Genomic DNA, 18,497 nt, shown 5'->3' with positions numbered 1-18,497 from the left:
TACACATATTGAACATTTAGTATCCCAGTTTAATCTGGCATCCATTCTAACAACATTTACTAATATATTTTCATTTCTTATGCTGATAATTCTCAGGTATATCAAACGAGTAAAATGTCTCCTTTATATGGAGCAAACAATCCAAACAAATACAATCCGCGTAATGCGAGCGTATAAACCGCTTTTCCGTCTCATCCAAACAGGAAGACAAACTTTTCCCTTCCGGCAAAAAGGTTACCGGCCATTCAAATGTCGCACGACAGCGCGAACATATCCTTTTCATACGTCCTTCTTTTTAAGATATTGCTTATCCTTTCGTACTGTTTTCCTAATCCCTCGAGCAAAAACAGCCTTTAATGAATGGCAGGTCTTCTGACTGACTCCCATCTTGAAGCCTTCCCGGTCGCTAGAACCAGTGGCGATAGTGTTGTTTCAAGATGTTCTTCGGAGCTTCACAGCAGCGGGACTGTCCGGGATTCACACCCGATTCCCTTTTAATCCACATACCCGAATGGTATATGCGGAACCTATTCGGTGACAAAGATAATATGTTTTCCGCATATATCACATCTTCTCGCTTTTTTGTTTGCCTTTATTTTTAATTATCAAAAAAATCCCGGAACAAAAGAGTTGAACCGGGACCTTTCCAGCCCCTAAACTATCCTCCCGACAGGAAGAGGCCTTGTTTTTCCTTAAATAATAATTACTACAAGGGAATATTCCCATGCTTTTTCGGCGGATTACTCTGACTTTTGTTTTTCGCCATTTCCAACGCCTGAATCAACTTAAAACGTGTGTCTCTAGGTTGTATGACCTCATCTATAAATCCTTGCTCGGCTGCCCGGTAAGGATTCGAGAATTTCTCAGTGTATTCGCGAATAGCTTGTTTCTTCTCCTCGTCGTCAGCTTTCCGATATAATATATTCACGGCGCCTTCGGCTCCCATCACCGCGATCTCGGCCATCGGATATGCCAAGTTTATATCGGCACCGGTAGGCTTACTCGACATTACGATATAAGCTCCCCCATAGGCTTTCCGGGTGATCAACGTGATCTTGGGCACCGTAGCCTCCGCGTAAGCGTAAACAATCTTCGCCCCGTGGCGTATAATTCCAGCGTGTTCTTGCGTACAGCCCGGCAAGAAGCCCGGCACATCCTCGAACGTGATCAATGGAATATTGAAACAATCGCAGAAGCGGATGAAACGAGCGGCCTTATCCGACGCGTCGATATCCAGCACCCCCGCTAAAAAGGCAGGTTGGTTCCCTACGATACCCACGGTACGTCCTCCCAAGCGAGCGAATCCCACCACGATATTGCGAGCGAAATGAGGCATAACCTCGAAAAAGTAATGATTATCCATTACCGGCTCTATGATATCCTTGATGTCATAAGGAACATTCGGATCCTCCGGAATCACATGCTGCAACGATTCTTCTACCCGACGCACATCATCCGTACAAGCTACGACCGGAGCGTCTTCCATATTATTAGAAGGCAAGAAACTCAGAAGTTCCCGGATACTCATCAAAGTCTCCTCTTCCGTATCACACATAAAATGAGCGACCCCGCTCTTTCCGCTATGAACCTGCGCCCCGCCCAGTTCTTCCTTATCAATTACCTCGTGAGTCACCGCCTTTACGACATCCGGCCCCGTGATAAACATATGGCTTTGCTCTTTGACCATAAAAATAAAATCGGTCAAAGCCGGGGAATAACAAGCACCTCCCGCACAAGGGCCCAAAATAGCCGATAATTGGGGAACGACTCCCGAAGCCATCGTATTCTGATAAAAGATAGAAGCATAACCAGCCAGGCTACTCACCCCTTCTTGAATCCGGGCACCTCCCGAGTCATTCAAAGCGATGATCGGAGCTCCGTTCTTTAAGGCCAATTGTTGTACTTTCACGATCTTGGCGGCATTCGTGGCGCTCAAGGTTCCACCATACGCGGTAAAATCATAAGCGTAGACAAATACCAAGCGGCCATCGATCTTCCCATAACCACTTACCATTCCATCACCGGGAATCTTATTCTTATCCATCCCGAAATTTGTACACCGGTGCACCACGAATTTATCCAACTCGTTGAAAGTCCCTTTATCCAACAGCATCTCGATTCGTTCACGGGCGGTCATCCGACCGGAAGCATGCTGTTTCTCGATACGGCTCAACCCTCCTCCCAACGAGGCCTCTTTATCCAAAGCCTCAAAATCTTTATATAATTGCTCGTTATTCATATGAATCTTCTTTTAATAGGTCCAAAGTCATAAGCACCTGATTGTTGTCAACGGAATCTCCTTCAGATACCAATATATCTTTTACCACGCATGCCGAACTTACCTTATAGTTACTCTGCATCTTCATCGCTTCGAGTACGACCACGGTATCACCCGCTTCCAAGCGATCTCCTTTCCGCACAGGTATTTTCACGACTTTACCCGGCATCGGAGCGACGATCTTATCATCTTGCTTCTCTTCCGAACTCTTGCGCATACGCAAATATTTCTTTTGGGTATCTACGATATCCACATGATAGGATCGGTAGAACATATTCACGTCATAACTCCGGTGATCTTCTCCGGAGATGATCTCCGCGTTAAATGAGTTCCCATCGTGCAAGACAGAGCAACTGCCGTTCTCTGCCATCACGATATCCACGTCATACGGCTTCCCGTCGATAGAAAGCCGGACTTTATTCCCTTCTTTACTGACCAATGTCACGTCGGCCACACGATTTCCGATATGTATTTCCATCACCCGTATCCATTAAATCCGTAAGACACCTTTTTGTAAACCAAACTCCCGCCAACGGCTGATAGGACGTGTATCTGCCAACTGGGTAGAAGTATTTTCCTCCAAATTCATCAAATAATCCATATAAGCGGCGATCATGGCGATATTCTCGATCTCCTCGTTATTACCGTTAGACCGTTGCAGCATCCGGGCATTCTTAGCGATAAACAATGTATTATATTCCCCTTTCACGAAATCAGGGTTATGCATGATACGTTTTAAATAACTAAGATTCGTCTTCAAGCCCGTGATTTTATACTCGTATAAAACCCGGCGCATACGCTCGATCGCATACGCACGTGTCGTTGCCCACACGATCAATTTTCCGATCATGGGATCATAATAGACCGGGATCTCATACCCCTCGTATACATAGCTATCGATACGTACCCCGATACCATTCGGTTCGGTTAATTGACGGATGATACCCGGAGAAGGCATGAAATTATTTTCCGTATCCTCCGCGCAGATCCGGCATTCGATGGCATGTCCTCGCTGGAAGAGATCTTCTTGGCGAAGATGCAAGACCTCATTATTAGCGATACGGATTTGCTCCTTCACCAAATCTACCCCTACCACCTCTTCCGTGATGGGATGTTCCACTTGTAGCCGGGTATTCATCTCCAAGAAATAAAAACGACGGTCTTTATCCACTAGAAACTCTATTGTTCCCGCACCGGAATAATGAACCGCCTTTGCCGCAGCTACCGCCTTCTCTCCCATTTCTTTACGCAACTCCGCTGTTAAGAACGGAGATGGGCTTTCCTCTACGATCTTCTGGTTACGGCGCTGCACCGAACACTCCCGGTCAAATAGATGGATGACGTTGCCATGGTTATCTCCTAAAATCTGGAATTCTATGTGATGCGGCTCCTCCACGAACTTCTCTATATATACCGTATCATCCCCAAATGAAGACAACGATTCCGAGCGAGCCGTATGATAAGCCTCGGCAACCTCGCCTTTCTCATGTATCAGGCGCATCCCTTTTCCTCCACCTCCCATAGAAGCTTTCAGCATAACAGGGAAACCAATTTCTTCGCAAACCCGAAGCGCTTCTTCCGCGCTCCGTAACGGCTGCTCCGTACCGGGAACCACAGGAACCCCTGCGGCGATCATGCGTTTGCGTGCGGCGATCTTATCTCCCATCGCTTCCATCGTCTCTGCCGACGGGCCGATAAATATCAAACCTTCCCGCTTGCAACGGCGTGCGAAATCCGCGTTCTCCGACAAGAAACCATAACCGGGATGTATGGCATCGGCATGATGCCGTTTAGCGGCGGCAATCAGGTTATCTATATTCAAATAACTATCCTTGGAGGCCGCCGGGCCTATCAAGGCTGCCTCATCCGCATACATTACGTGCCGGGCGGTACGATCGGCCTCCGAATACACGGCAATGGTACGAATCCCCATCTCCTTGCATGAACGCATCACACGGATAGCGATCTCACCCCGGTTCGCGACAAGCACTTTACGGATCATGTCGCCACGAGGACATAAATTCTCCATAAATCATAAACTATTGATTCTTATTCTTTTCGTACTGTTTTCCTAATCCCTCGAGCAAAAACAGCCTTTAATGAATGGCAGGTCTTCTGACTGACTCCCATCTTGAAGCCTTCCCGGTCGCTAGAACCAGTGGCGATAGTGTTGTTTCAAGATGTTCTTCGGAGCTTCACAGCAGCGGGACTGTCCGGGATTCACACCCGATTCCCTTTTAATCCACATACCCGAATGGTATATGCGGAACCTATTCGATGGCAAAGATAATATGTTTTCCGCATATATCACATCTTCTCGCTTTTTTGTTTGTAAACATTCTCGCGCCTACAAAGGAAAAAGGTTACCGGCACCGATAACCTTTTTCCTTATTATCTTACGAGTTGACAAGTGATAAGTGATTTATTTCTCGGAGCTTTATCCCAGCGGCTTAACACAAGCCTAAACGATTTCCCAATGTTCCAGATTCCGCTCCTCTTTACGCCAAGATAATAATTTTTCATGGGCTGGTTCACGCTTAGCCTCTCTTTCTTCAAAAACACGTACGTGAATTTACAAAAACATGTACGTATTTTTTGGAAAACACGTACGTCTTTAGAACCAAACATGTGCGTATTTATAAACAACTATATATCAACGCATTGCTTCTATCTTATAAACGTTCAAACCTCCTCATCCTTTTTTCAATAAAAATCTCTTTTTATCCACACAACTCATAATGGGTACGATAACGGATTACTGATTAAACCATAAAAATAGGTGTTTTTTCATAGTTCTTGCATATATCAGAGAATTTTGCGAATATTGCATAAACAAATGAAGAATATGGGAATCGGGAAATGGATAGGCGGTGTCCTTGGGTTCATGGCATTCGGGCCGCTAGGGGCTTTGGCCGGTATTATATTAGGTTCTTTTTTTGAGGAAGGGACGAACATGGCAGGACAGCCTTTCGGAGGCGGAACCAATTACGACGATGAATATACGCGAAGGGAAACATACGTTGGAGAACGTAACAGCTTTCTTTTCTCAATGTTGGTGATGGCCTCTTACATAATTAGGGCCGACGGGAAAATCATGCACAGCGAGATGGAATACGTGCGTCAATTCCTCCGGAGAAACTTTGGGGAGATAGCCGTCAGCCAAGGTGAGGAAATATTGCTACGGCTTTTTGACCAAGCGAAACGTATGGACCAAGAGAATGCCATGGGGTTCAAAAATACTATCCGGGAGTGTGGAACTCAAATCGCATATAACCTAAGTTATGAGGAACGTTTGCAATTGCTGGCTTTCCTCGCTGAGATCGCCAAGAGCGATGGAAGTGTTTGCGCTGCCGAGATCAACGCGTTAAAAGAGGTGGCCATCGCCATGGGAATGTCTGAGAGAGAGGTGGAGTCTATGTTAAATCTACAGGGAAACTCCTTGGACGAAGCCTATAAAGTATTAGAGATAGAACCCACGGCCACAGACGAAGAAGTTCGTGCCGCTTACCGCCGCATGGCAGTTAAACACCATCCGGATAAAGTCGCTAATCTAGGAGAGGATATTCGCAAAGCCGCCAATGAGAAACTTCAAAAGATCAATGAGGCAAAAGAGCGTATTTATAAATCACGAAATATGAAATAAACCACCACAATTTCTATCTTATTCCCCACATTCAAGAATTATCTATCCCCCATGGAAGGCATAGATATGAAGACTTGCGCAATAAAAAGTATATTTTCGGTACCACAAAAACTATAAATCATTTTCCTTTTTTTGACTAAGTACCTCAAGTACAAAAGTGCTTTTAACGCCGCAAATATATAAATTATTTATTAAAAACAATTACTTTTAATAAAAATAGCATATCGTTTACTTGAAATATACCTAAAATACCATCCTTTTTGGACATTTATCGGAGAATAAAGCTGTATTAACGAGTATAAGTACTTGAGTTCTTGAGGAACTAAAGCCAAAAGAAAAGATATGGCAGCTAAGCGGGATATCGCAAACGCACGTATTAACAAAAGGAGACTTTATTCTAAGTTGTCTCACTTATTACCAATTTAAACGTTATATGTATGCTTAAAAGAATTAACCGCGTAAGTTTGCTCCTTCTCACAGGAACATTAGCTTTCTCATTAAACGCTCAAGCGAACTTAACGCCAGAAGAACCCCAAATGAACAACTCCCAACAAAACGGGAGAGTCACAGGTATTGTTGAAGACGATTTTGGCCTTGTCGCCGGAGCATCCGTAGTAGTGAAAGGCACTACGAATGGAACAATCACCGACATGGATGGTAAATTTACCTTAGAAGGGGTGAAAGACGGAGACATCATCCAAATTTCTTTCATCGGATACTCAAGCCAAGAGCTCAAGTACACCGGAGAATCCTCGCTTAAGATCAAATTGATCGAAGACTCCCAAAAACTCGATGAAGTAGTAGTAACCGCCATGGGAATCAAAAAAGATGCCAAGAAACTAGGTTATGCCGTAAGTACGATCGAGGCCAGCGATCTGGTAAAAACCGGAACTCCCGACTTTGCCACTTCTTTATACGGTAAAGCCTCCGGTGTACGTATCAACGCGGCTCCCGGTGGAGGTACATCATCTGTATCTATCTCTGTACGCGGTTTGTCTTCTATCTCCGGATCTACGCAACCATTGATTGTCATGGACGGTGTGCCTATCCACAATGGCGACGCGAACAATAAGGATTATTGGAGCCAACAGCGGGTCGAATCCAACGGCTTGGTAGATATCAATCCGGCAGATATCGAAAACATATCCATTTTGAAGGGCGCCGCCGCTTCCGCTCTATATGGTTCGGAAGCAGCCAATGGTGTTGTGATGATTACCACGAAAAGCGGTAAAGGCGCTACCGGTTTAGGCATAGACTTCAGCGCGAATGTCAGTTTCGATAAAATCGCCTATATGCCAAATATCCAGAAGGAATACGGCCCAGGATTCGATAATGCCATGCGCTATTCAAACGGTAACGAGTATGAGCAACAAACGGGTTTCCAGAACACACGTACCGACCGGAGCGGCAACCAAGTTATCACCCCTCGCAGGACAGGTTACTCGTGGGGAAGCAAATATGACTATACGACCCAATTATACAACTGGGATGGCACTTCGCACGCATACGCGCCTATCGACCATAATCAGTGGGACGATCTTTTTCAAACCGGTGTAAATCAAACTTACAACCTAGCTATCACCAGCGGTACGGAAAAAGGCAATACACGTTTTTCGTATACTTTCACAGATATCACGCCCACCCAGTTAAACTCGCATAACAACAAACACAACTTCTCGTTGACGGGAACCCAAAACATCTTAAAAGGATTGAAACTGGATTATTCGGTCAATTATATGCGCCAATATGTGAAAAACCGTACCTATCGTATCGATCAGTTGATGAGTAGTTACAACGGTATGTTTAACGGTTACGATGATATCGCCTCCCTGAAAAACAGGATCGTCACCAGCCAAGGTTATATGAACAGAGCTTATACCTCCGAGTACGCGGCTACATTCCAAGACGAAGCTTGGGAATATGACCCCTATTTCACTTATATCGGCGAACGTTATCTATGGAATCTTTTCGGTAAGGAACAATATGAGAATAACAACCGTTTTATCGCCAGTGTATCACCGAGCTGGGAAATTATTCCGGGGTTATCCGTCAGAGGCCGTTTGTCTACCGACCTGACATTCGACGAAGAGGAGAACAAGAACCATACGGAATATCCCAATGCCTTAGCGACAGCCAACAACTACACAGGCAGTTATTCGTTACGGAATGATAAATACGAGATATACTACGGTGATATCATGTTGATGTTCGACCGTACCTTCGCGGAAAAATACAACGTGACGGTCAATGCCGGCTGGTCTGGCCGCCAGGAACGAGAAATGATGACATCCGTCGCTACCCGCGGAGGGTTAAGCGTAGAGAATTGGTTCCATCTGGCAGCCTCGGCGCTGTCGCCCGCTACTCCCAGCATGACAAAAATGTCGTTGTTGAAAACCGCTTATTTCGCCACCGCCTCTTTTGGCTACGACAGTTGGGCTTACCTGGAAGGAACCGTACGCCAGGAAAAGACTTCCACTTTGGCTCCGGGCAACAATTCCTTTTTCTATCCGTCCGTCAACGGTAGCATAATCTATACCTCCTTGCTGAAAGAGAAATGCCCCGATTGGTATGATTACGGAAAAGTCCGCGTCAGTTACGGTATTGTTGGTAATGCCCCGATCGTTTATAAGGCAACAACAGGTTATAAGCAGGGAGCTGCCGACAGCTACCTATACAACCAGATCACTTTGGAAGAATTGGGTAACAACAATCTCAGGCCGGAAAAGAAATATGAATTTGAGGTAGGATGGGAAAACAAGTTCCTGCAGAACCGGCTAGGTTTTGAGATGTCTTATTACAACAACAAAATCAAGGATCAAATCCTGAACACATCCACGGCAGCCTCTTCAGGAGGTACTTCTATCTGGATGAACGTAGGTGAATTGAAAAACCAAGGTTTGGAAATGTCGATTTACGGCACGCCTATCCAGAATAAAGACTGGACCTGGGATATCCGCGTGAACTGGGCCTGGAACCGCAACGAGGTAACCAAACTGGCGGAAGGTGTCTCCAGGCTTGAGCATACGACCATCGATAACGGCGCGGCCGTATTGGAATCGCACATAGGCGAAGCAATGGGCGATTGGTATGTATATGGAACCGTAAAAGACGAGAATGGGAATAAGGTTGTCGATAATTACGGGTTGTATAAAGTAGATTACTCCGAGCGCATAAAAGTAGGCAACGCCATGCCGAAACTAGTCGGAGGTCTAAGTACCTCCGTCTCTTACAAGAATTGGTACCTAGATGCCACTGTAGATTTCCGTATAGGGGGCGACGTAATGAACAAACCTTACCAATACATGTCCGAACTAGGTACGCTGGAACATACATTGCAAGGACGCGACGCTGCCCACGGCGGCTTAAGCTGGTACGCAGATGGCAACGATCTGTCCGATCCCTCCAAACGCCATCTGATCGCTCAAGAGGCCGGTTCGTCCGTAAACGGATGTACGGTATACGATAATGGCGTAATCCTATCCGGCGTGAAAGAAGACGGCAGCCCGAACGATATCATAGCGACAGCCGGCGAGACCGTCTACAACACATACGGTTGGGGATATAGCGGCAACATCACCTATGAGAACGCAATCCAGAAAAACACCTATTTCAAACTACGGGAACTTAGTGTGGGCTATAGCCTGCCGAAACGTCTGGTATCTAAATTCGGTTGCAAGAACCTGATGGTTTCCATTTACGGACGTAACCTGTTCTACTTCTACAAGAGCTTGAAAGAGATGGATCCGGAATCCACGGACGGAACCAACTGGATCAACCAGTCTTTCATCTCAGGATCTACAGCGACAGCCCGTACGTTCGGATTCTCAGTGCGTACCAGTTTTTAATCGATTGTATAGAATTATAAAAGAATACAGAATATGAAAAAAATATATATACTCGCAGCGGGATGCTTGTCTTTTTTGTTTACACTCTCCTGCAATGACGAAAAATTCTCGAGTCAATATCAAAATCCCGAACAAGCCCAGTCGGTAACATGCCCTGCGGTCATGGTTGGTCTCTGGCAGGCTTGCAATACTTGGATGAACCCGGTATATTACAGATATTATGTATCTTCCACAACTTCCGGCCTTTTTTCCGGAGTGATCGGGCACACGAACAGCAAGGATCGTTTCGCAGGTGCCGGACAAGGTTATTTCAACGAAAGATGGAAGAGTTTTTATACTACGCTCACCCAATACCGCCTGCTGGAAGAGACGTACAACAACCTAGAGGAAACGGCCAAGGGAGATAACCTTATTTTCCTACATATCGGACGTACCGTCATGGAAGAACAACTATATGAAGTATTGTCTTTGTGGGGAGGCCTGCCCTTCTCGGAGGCCGGATATCTTTGGTCTACAGGAGACATCGCTTCCTCGAAACCTAAATATGATTCAGAGGTCGATTTATATAATATGATATTAAAGGACCTGGATGAGACAAACACCTATCTGGCCAACAATCTTTCTTTAAGCTCTTCCGCGGCCACATACATGAATGCCGAGGATTATGTATGTAAAGGAGATATATCCATGTGGCAGAAATATGTCAACTCACTCCGCTTACGTGTCGCCACGCATCTTGCCTCCAACGGCAACCTGGTTTCGGAGGCTCGCGATGCTATCCGGACAATGCTGAGCAACCCTGCCACCTACCCGATGGTAGACACGAACAAGGAGAATACGACTGTAGCACAAAGCGATGATGCTTTCAATTTTGACAAAGACATGCAAAACGCTATCGAGAACGCGAGCTACAACCGTATGTCCGGTTTTATGCAACGTGCGCTTAACGCCAACACAAAGAATCCAGACCCTCGTTTAGAAGTGCTATATGACGCAAATTGGGACAATGAATACATCGGTTTGGACCCGACAGAGAAGCTATCCGACCAAGAAGCGAATAAATCAATCAGCACTCATGGTACAGCTACATATTACGCGGCATTAGACACATCGACATTCACCCGTAATCCCGGTTTCCCCGGTATCTGGATGACAGCGGCGGAGGTCGCTTTTATGAAAGCGGAAGCATATGCCAATAACTGGGCCAGCGGCAACGCTAAAGCCGAATATATCAATGGCATCAAACTCTCGACAGAATTCTATTTCGACCTCAATGCTACCGGAACCTACCGTGCCCCGTTACCTGCGCCAGATAACTCGGCCGTTGAAGCCTACGCCGAATCGCAATGGGACGCGGGCAACCCGCAAAAATCTATCCTGACACAACGCTGGATTCATCATGGAGCGATACAGGAATTGGAAGCATGGAACGTTGTTCGCCGTACAGGATATCCTGAGCTTTATTTCAAAAGAGATCCTCAATCGACAGAGACGAAGCTACCATTGAATCGCCTGGAATATCCTTCCGATGAAAAGAATTACAATAAGGAGAACCTAGACTTACAACTGAACGGAGCGGAAGACTCCTGGTACACCACTTTACCTTGGATGAAAAGCTCATGGTATACGGTAATCGAGTAGAACTGGGGCTTATAAAATAGGATACCGCTACTATTAATGATAAGCGGCAAGCATAAAGGAGTTATATCACTACTCAAAATGTATCGAACCCCGAAAGTGTCATTTTACTTTCGGGGTTCTATTATGGAATATAAGTACACAAGAACAAATACAACATTTTTTCAGCATATATTATCTAATATTAAAAAAAACTCATACCTTTGCCCTTGATTTTAGTAATCAAGCTATCACATAGTTTGGTGAGAGGGAATCCGGTGTAAATCCGGAGCTGTTCCTGCAGCTGTAATCCTCGTCGAATTGGTTAGAAGTTCAAAAGCCACTGTCCCTGAGTCGGGATGGGAAGGTTTCTAGCCAGAGGAGAGCCAGAATACCTGCTAAAATCTTATAATAACATCAAGCTTTCAGGATAAGAGCACGTGTCATACAAGAAACAATTCAGTTTATTTTTTGAGACATTACTATAATAGAGGCTTGCTGTTTTATTTTGTAAACAAATAAAACACTATATGAGGCTTTTAGCATCCGCTATTTTAGCTGTGTGCGTACAATTCGTATGCGCGCAGAGCATATTGAAAGATTCGAAGGAACTTTCCGTGCTATTGAACGAGGTCGTGGTTACCGGTACGGGTACCGAGCACTATCTGAAAGACGCTCCCGTACAAACAGAGGTAATCACCGGGAAAGCCCTTGACAGCTATCAAGGACGCAGTATGCAAGATATCCTGGAAGGGCTAAACGCTTCCATTACTTTCAATCCCAGTGATATGGGTAGCGGTATTCAGATGAACGGCTTGGGCAACGATTATATCTTGATCCTTATCAACGGTAAGCGGATAAACGGAGATACCGGCGGCCAAAATGATTTAAGTATTATCAATCCCGCGAATATAGAACGTATCGAGATCGTAAAAGGCGCCGCTTCCTCTCTTTATGGTTCGGACGCTATCGCCGGTGTTATCAATATCATCACGAAAAAGAACCGAGACAAAGTAAGTGTATCGAATACGACTCGCATCGGTTCGTATGGAGACATATTGGAAAGCCTACAAATTGGTTTCGGACATAAAAAATTAAACTCTACCACCTCCCTCAGTACGACCCACACGGATGGTTGGCGAAACACGACTCAGGAATGGGACCATCATGAGGTTATGGACGGGTCTGTTACACGGACCGTGAACCGGTCTACGAACTTCACGCTGAGAGAGAACTTAACGTATAAAGTGAACGACCGGCTTAGCCTTTCGGCTGATGGTTCTTTTTATCAGAAATGGAACTATCGTCCGCACGGCGCGTTCAAATATTATACGTACGACCAGTTCTACCGGAATTTCGACGTGGCCGGAGGAGCCAAATATGCGCTGGGTGGACAGGATTTTCTTTCGGTAGACCTAACTTACGGTAACTATAGCTATTTCTACGATTATCATCATAAAGACGTAACGAACTTCTTCGATTCGGAGACAGGCTTACGTATCACCCGTTATCCGGGAGAACATATTCTGGAAACTTCCCAGCAGCGTTTTCTAGGACAGGCAAAAAGCGTATTCCATCTCGGCGAAAGCAACATCTTAAGCGCCGGACTCGAATATCAGTATGATCATCTAAAATCGCCCCGGCGCATCGAGAATGGAAAAGCCTCTGTTTTTACGGCTTCTGCCTATGCGCAAGACGAATGGAACCTGACGGATCAGTTGAATGTGACAGTAGGAGGACGCCTCGTGGTACATCAGGAGTTCGGGGCTACGTTTACCCCCAAAATTTCCGCGATGTATAAGCTTGGAGATTTTAACCTTCGCGCCACATATTCAAATGGGTTCAAGGCTCCTACCTTAAAGGAATTACACGATGATTATATCACGCAGATCGGTGGCGGTCCGTGGAAGCATTATTATGGTAATAAGGATTTAAAACCACAAAAGTCTAACTACTATTCGGCAAGCGTGGAATATCACACCTCTAACCTGCAAATCACGGTGACGGGATTTTACAACCGTATCAAAAATATGATCGCCTTGACAGAGATCCCGACTAGCGCCGAAGACAGATTGGACGAGATAGAGGCCAGTATGCAACATAAGAATTTATCAAAAGCCCGTTCTTTTGGAGGTGATATATCTCTGACCTACCAGATCTTATCATCCCTGGCGATTGGTGGAGGCTATAGCTACACGGATGCCAAGGCACAATATACAGACGACCCGGATGATCCGAACTATATGCTCTATACCCCGATCAACGGAACCTCGTTCCATAACGCCAACTGGAAACTGGCATGGAATCACGCCTGGAAAAAATATAAGTTGGATGTCACTTTGTTCGGTCGGTACCAATCCACTCGTTTTTACATCACGGATGGTAATGGAAAAAGCTATCAGCTATGGAGGTTGAATACTCGTCATAATGTACTGAAAAAGAAAAAATGGAACCTGGATCTAAATGTCGGTATCGATAATATCTTCGATTATGTAGACCGTACCCCATTCGGACGTCATCGTGGAACCACATCTCCCGGACGGACTTGGTATGCTTCCGTTATCGTGAAATTTCAAAATAAACACAAACTATAAACAATCTTAAAAGTTAAAAGAGATGAACAAATTCAAGTACCTTTTGCTGGCGGCAAGTATATTTGCCTCAAGCGCAGTTTTTACCTCCTGTGATGATGGAGACGATGACAATACCGCAAACCCGGCGGAAGAAGTCGTAAAGGCTAGTAAGAAACATGATACGGCGATCTTGTTGTGTACATTCGGCAGTACCTTCAAGGAATCTATCAAGACATACGACGCCACGCTGGCCGATTACCAAAACGCATTTCCCGATGCGGACATTTACCTGTCATTTACCTCTCGTACTTGCGTCAACCGCGTAGAAGCCGAAACAGGTATCGCACGTTACCAACCGGATCTTTGGTTACAGGCTTTAGGAAACGCCGGCTACAAGAAGGTAGCGGTACAATCCTTACATATCATTCCGGGCGAGGAATACCTAAGCTTGATGAACACAGACGTGAAAAAGAAATTCATGATCGAGTCTTTCCCGAGTGTTCAAGTCGTAAAAAGCCCTTGTTTGGTATACGATGATAATGATGTGGCAACTGTAGCAAACATCTTGTATAATCAATACAAAACGAAATTAGCGGACAACAAGCATATCCTTTTATTAATGGGACATGGTAACCCGGATAAGAACTACAATGCCAACACGAAATACACGGAGACAGAAGAAGCTATGCAAGCCTTGGCTCCTAACAAGAATGTATTCGTTGGTACCGTCGATTATGGAGATATGTTGTTCTGGCCGGAGGAAGGTGAGCCGAATCCGGAATGCGTATATTCCAAACTTACCAAATACTGCGAGGATCACAACTTAAAACCGGAAGAGATTACGATTTCCTTAGCTCCATTCATGTCTATCGCCGGAGACCACGCACACAACGACCTTTGGGGTATTGAGGATGGTGACGATTTCAGTGCGGCTACTCCTAACGCTGACGCTTGCTGGAGACTAAAGCTTTTGAAGATGGGCTTCAACATCGATACGGAAGAGAGCCATAACGGAAGCTTAGAGAATTGTAAGATCGTAGGTTTAGGCGATTACGACGCTATCCGTCAGATCTGGGTTGACCACCTAAAGGCATTATACAATGACGCGACAGCTTGGGAAACCGGAGAAGACTACCAATAAAAGAATTGAAAAATAGGAATTGAGGGAGGAGGCAAAACTCAATTTTAGCGAAAATGAACTTTTAATCTGAAACTTGACTTCTCCCCCACCGATAATAAAAAGAGCCGTATCAACCTCTATTTTGAGAATGATACGGCTCTTTTAAATCTATCTGTTACCAATAATATGCTGAAGGATTCCTTCTTTTATTCCCCCTTCATTTTCTCATTATTCAGTGTGAATATAATTTCTTCCGATCAAAAACTGTCGCCCGTTTATATTTCATGGCAAAACGAATGTGATCGATAAATAAAGACCGGATCGCCGGATTCTCTCCTAAAGGTTTTAAATAAATATCCACATCGAAACCCTGCTGACGTAATCCCTTTTGCCAAAAATCTGCGACCGTATTTTCTGTACCTCGGATCAATACGAACATAAAAGGAATCAATTGTACATGCTCATGACCGGCCCGGCGCATTTGTTCACCGACCTCCTCGATCGTAGGGAAACCTTCACGAGTCCCAGTATAATAGTCTTCCAGCCCCTTGGTCTGGAACATATAGCCCAATTTAGCATAAGCCGAGTTACTGGCATGGTAAGTCCCGTGCGCCACCAATAATTTAGCCCCATTTTTTGTTACCCCGGAAGGCGATGACACCGCTTTCATTACCGCCTCATAATCGGTATCATCATATAATAAAGGATTACCTACACGCAAATCCTTAAACAAGCCTTTCCGCTGTTCTGCCTCTTTACGGATCGCTTCCATCTCCACGCCTTCGATAATGATAGTTGGTTGGATAATCACATGGGTAAATCCTTGATCACGCAACTCAACCAAAGCATCTGCCGGCAATTGGACCCAGACACCTTGCGCTCTCAACCGGCTTACCACGCTACGGGCGCTATAAGCCTGCCGGACTTCCACATCCGGAAACGCCTCTTTGACACACCTGTTCATCACGTCAAGCACTTGGGTACGAGCTTCCGGGTAAGCGCTCCCGAAATGCACCATCAAAATCGCTAACTTATCTCCCTTTTCCATGCTCTCCCGGATATCGGAAGCATAAAACTCCCGCCCGGGTTTCGCCCATGACAAGCAGGCGAACCCAAACAAGAGAAAACAAACAAACATGGACCGTAAAAATCCTCTATACATTATTATATTAGTTGATAGTTGACATGTGCCAATTGACGGTTTACTGTTTGAAACGGACAAGAAGACTGACGTAATAGGTACGTCCCGGAGTCAATGTCGCATAGTTGTAATTAAACGGACGGTCATCTACATAATTAAAAAGGTTCTCGATACCGACTCCCGGTTCCAACTGAAAATCGCCGGCCTTAAAAGTATGGCTCGTATTAAGGTTCCATAAAGAATATTTCGGAGCATATCCATAAGAAGCAGAGTAACGTTCTCCTTGGATACGCCCGTTAAAATTCACGTTCAGCTTATACTTATTCCAAGTATGAGACCAAGTAGCCGCTACCGTACCGCTATGCTTTACGGTCTTATCCAAAGGTTCGTCTTCATATACGTTCTTTCCATCCATGAAGCTATAACCACCGTTCAAGGTAAAACCTGCTCCCAGATAACTATTGAAGGTTACATTAATACCCTTGATCTCCGCTTTATCGATATTCGCACGCATCTGGATCTCATCGTAATCCGTACCATGAGCGGCGTTATAAGCATCCCGCTCTGCCATATCCAACATCTTATAGTTAATCATACTGCGTACGTTATTCATAAAAGCGGATACCGACAAAGAGAAATATTTCATCGTATACTCGGCGCTCAACGTGAAGTTATCGCTCTTCTCCGGGTCTAGATCCGGGTTACCGATCGTAAGGCGAGTCGCACCGGAAGCTTTCTTCTCCGATTCCGTATACAGCTCTTTCAATTCAGGCGTGCGGAAACCGGCAGCATACGATCCGCGGAAATTAAAACCGCCGACTTTATACAACAAGGCCACATTAGGAGTCGCATAGCTCTTAAAATTCTCATGGTAAATATAGCGCAACCCTGCGTATGCCTGGAAATGCTCATTGATATTGATCTCGTCCTGGGCATAAAGGGCAGTCGTATACATACTCTTACCCGCTATGTTGTCCGTCTCGCTACTCAGCAATTCTTTTATGAACTCTGCGCCCGCCGAAAGCTTATTATATTTACCTAAACGAAAAATCCCTTTGACATTCAAGTTATGGTAGTGAATCCGCTTGGTCATATCACTCTCCCCATTTTTCTTTCCATCAAAGAAGTCTTTATATGTACTATGATTGTCTGACAGATAATCCGCGTTCAAGTAAGAGTTCTTGTTAATCATGTACTGGGCACCCGCACCATAAGTAAACGTCTCTTTTCTCAAATCATAGTTAGTCGTATTCACTTTATCCATCGGCATCGGACGATCGCTGGAGCGCCCGAAGAAAGTACCCCGGAGATAGAAAGACAAACGATCCGTAGCATCGTACGTGAAACGTTGATTGATCACGTTTCGGTGGAATCCTTCGGAAGCTTGCTTATTGGTAAGGACCAACTCGCCTTTACTCTCCGTATAGGGATTTAACTGCCATCCGTCAGCCCGTTGATATTGGTAAGAAGTATACGAGCCAAATTTACCCACATTCACGTCTGCGTTGACCGATTGCAGAAACTGATTCTTGCTACCATAACGGCTATTACTCGTTACATTCACCTTATTACGGGAATCATCCGTGATGATATTGATAACACCGGCGATCGCATCACTACCATACAAAGCGGAAGCGGCCCCATTCAGGATCTCTACCCGTTTTACGTTAGACATATCGATACGGGAATAGGTATCATCACCGGCCAGACGTTTACCATTTTCCAAGATAACGACGTATTTCTCCGTCAAACCATTCATATTCATTGTTGCTCCTTGCCCGTTTTCCATGAATACGATACTCGGATTTAACTTTGTCATCGCATCTTGGAAATTGGTCACACTCGCCTCTTTCAAATCCTTTCCCGTAAGCACTTTCACCGGGATAGGGGAATTACTCATACGGCGATGTGAACCGGTACCAGTCACTACAACTTGATCGATATTCACATATTTCTCTTTCAATTTAATAACAACATCTTTCTCCGAGTGATCCGTTTGATACACACCTTGCTCATAACCCAGGAAAGTCACGCGAATACGATGGTTACCGTCTGGAAGATCCAGTTCAAATTCTCCATCCGCATCCGTAGTGGTTCCATTCAAAGAACCCGAAACCCGGATATTCGCACCTGAGATCGGATCATTACTTTCATCCACAACCTTACCCTCTAAACGTACCTGCGCAAGCGATACGTTTATCGCACAACCTACAGCTAAAGCTGCGCATAAACACTTTCTTTTCATAAATGATTTGTTATTATGTATATCCCGCTTTCCTG

The 18,497-nt window shown here is 45.1% G+C and carries 11 protein-coding genes and 3 riboswitches; of the genes, 5 read left to right on the top strand and 6 right to left on the bottom strand.

Annotated features, from left to right (window positions below):
- Window positions 1-70: 70 nt before the first annotated feature.
- The 4 genes from Q0110_RS07795 to accC form a co-directional block, all read right to left on the bottom strand.
- The gene (locus Q0110_RS07795) at window positions 71-283 is read right to left on the bottom strand and encodes a hypothetical protein (RefSeq protein ID WP_297905323.1); all 213 of its coding nucleotides are present in this window, start codon (window positions 281-283) and stop codon (window positions 71-73) included.
- 61 nt (window positions 284-344) lie between these two features.
- A riboswitch (cobalamin riboswitch) is annotated at window positions 345-546 on the bottom strand.
- Between the two features lie 160 nt (window positions 547-706).
- Window positions 707-2,239 (bottom strand): acyl-CoA carboxylase subunit beta, encoded by a 1,533-nt coding sequence (locus Q0110_RS07790; RefSeq protein ID WP_297905321.1) that lies wholly within the window; start codon window positions 2,237-2,239, stop codon window positions 707-709.
- Window positions 2,232-2,756 (bottom strand): acetyl-CoA carboxylase biotin carboxyl carrier protein subunit, encoded by a 525-nt coding sequence (locus Q0110_RS07785; RefSeq protein WP_297905318.1) that lies wholly within the window; start codon window positions 2,754-2,756, stop codon window positions 2,232-2,234. Before Q0110_RS07785 ends, Q0110_RS07790 begins: the two co-directional genes overlap by 8 nt.
- Before the next feature lie 12 nt (window positions 2,757-2,768).
- On the bottom strand, window positions 2,769-4,280 hold the full coding sequence (accC, locus tag Q0110_RS07780) for an acetyl-CoA carboxylase biotin carboxylase subunit (RefSeq protein WP_297905453.1): 1,512 nt from the start codon (window positions 4,278-4,280) through the stop codon (window positions 2,769-2,771).
- An 85-nt stretch (window positions 4,281-4,365) separates the two neighbouring features.
- Window positions 4,366-4,567: riboswitch (cobalamin riboswitch) on the bottom strand.
- Between the two features lie 556 nt (window positions 4,568-5,123).
- On the opposite strand from accC, the gene Q0110_RS07775 reads away from it, so the two are divergent.
- From Q0110_RS07775 to Q0110_RS07755, 5 genes are all read left to right on the top strand, one after another.
- A complete protein-coding gene (locus Q0110_RS07775; protein WP_297905450.1) occupies window positions 5,124-5,921 on the top strand; it encodes a TerB family tellurite resistance protein in 798 nt (265 codons plus the stop codon).
- A 437-nt stretch (window positions 5,922-6,358) separates the two neighbouring features.
- Window positions 6,359-9,766, top strand: a complete 3,408-nt coding sequence (locus Q0110_RS07770; protein WP_297905315.1) for a SusC/RagA family TonB-linked outer membrane protein — start codon at window positions 6,359-6,361, stop codon at window positions 9,764-9,766.
- A gap of 33 nt (window positions 9,767-9,799) precedes the next feature.
- Complete coding sequence (locus tag Q0110_RS07765) at window positions 9,800-11,407, top strand: SusD/RagB family nutrient-binding outer membrane lipoprotein (protein ID WP_297905312.1); 1,608 nt, start codon at window positions 9,800-9,802, stop codon at window positions 11,405-11,407.
- 196 nt (window positions 11,408-11,603) lie between these two features.
- A riboswitch (cobalamin riboswitch) is annotated at window positions 11,604-11,801 on the top strand.
- A 112-nt stretch (window positions 11,802-11,913) separates the two neighbouring features.
- The gene (locus tag Q0110_RS07760; RefSeq protein WP_297905309.1) at window positions 11,914-13,977 is read left to right on the top strand and encodes a TonB-dependent receptor; all 2,064 of its coding nucleotides are present in this window, start codon (window positions 11,914-11,916) and stop codon (window positions 13,975-13,977) included.
- 22 nt (window positions 13,978-13,999) lie between these two features.
- Window positions 14,000-15,097, top strand: coding sequence for a sirohydrochlorin cobaltochelatase (locus Q0110_RS07755; protein WP_297905304.1), 1,098 nt, complete (start codon window positions 14,000-14,002; stop codon window positions 15,095-15,097).
- Between the two features lie 211 nt (window positions 15,098-15,308).
- On the opposite strand, the gene Q0110_RS07750 is transcribed toward Q0110_RS07755, so the two are convergent.
- Both Q0110_RS07750 and Q0110_RS07745 read right to left on the bottom strand, forming a co-directional pair.
- Entirely contained in the window at window positions 15,309-16,238 is a 930-nt protein-coding gene (locus Q0110_RS07750; RefSeq protein WP_297905301.1) for a sirohydrochlorin cobaltochelatase, read from the bottom strand.
- A 40-nt stretch (window positions 16,239-16,278) separates the two neighbouring features.
- Window positions 16,279-18,462, bottom strand: a complete 2,184-nt coding sequence (locus Q0110_RS07745; protein ID WP_297905298.1) for a TonB-dependent receptor — start codon at window positions 18,460-18,462, stop codon at window positions 16,279-16,281.
- Window positions 18,463-18,497 lie beyond the last annotated feature (35 nt).

The sequence above is a fragment of the uncultured Parabacteroides sp. genome (assembly GCF_947855115.1).
GTDB lineage: Bacteria > Bacteroidota > Bacteroidia > Bacteroidales > Tannerellaceae > Parabacteroides.
The sequence above is the reverse complement of the archived record's forward strand: the minus strand, read 5'-3'. Positions and strand labels throughout refer to the sequence as shown.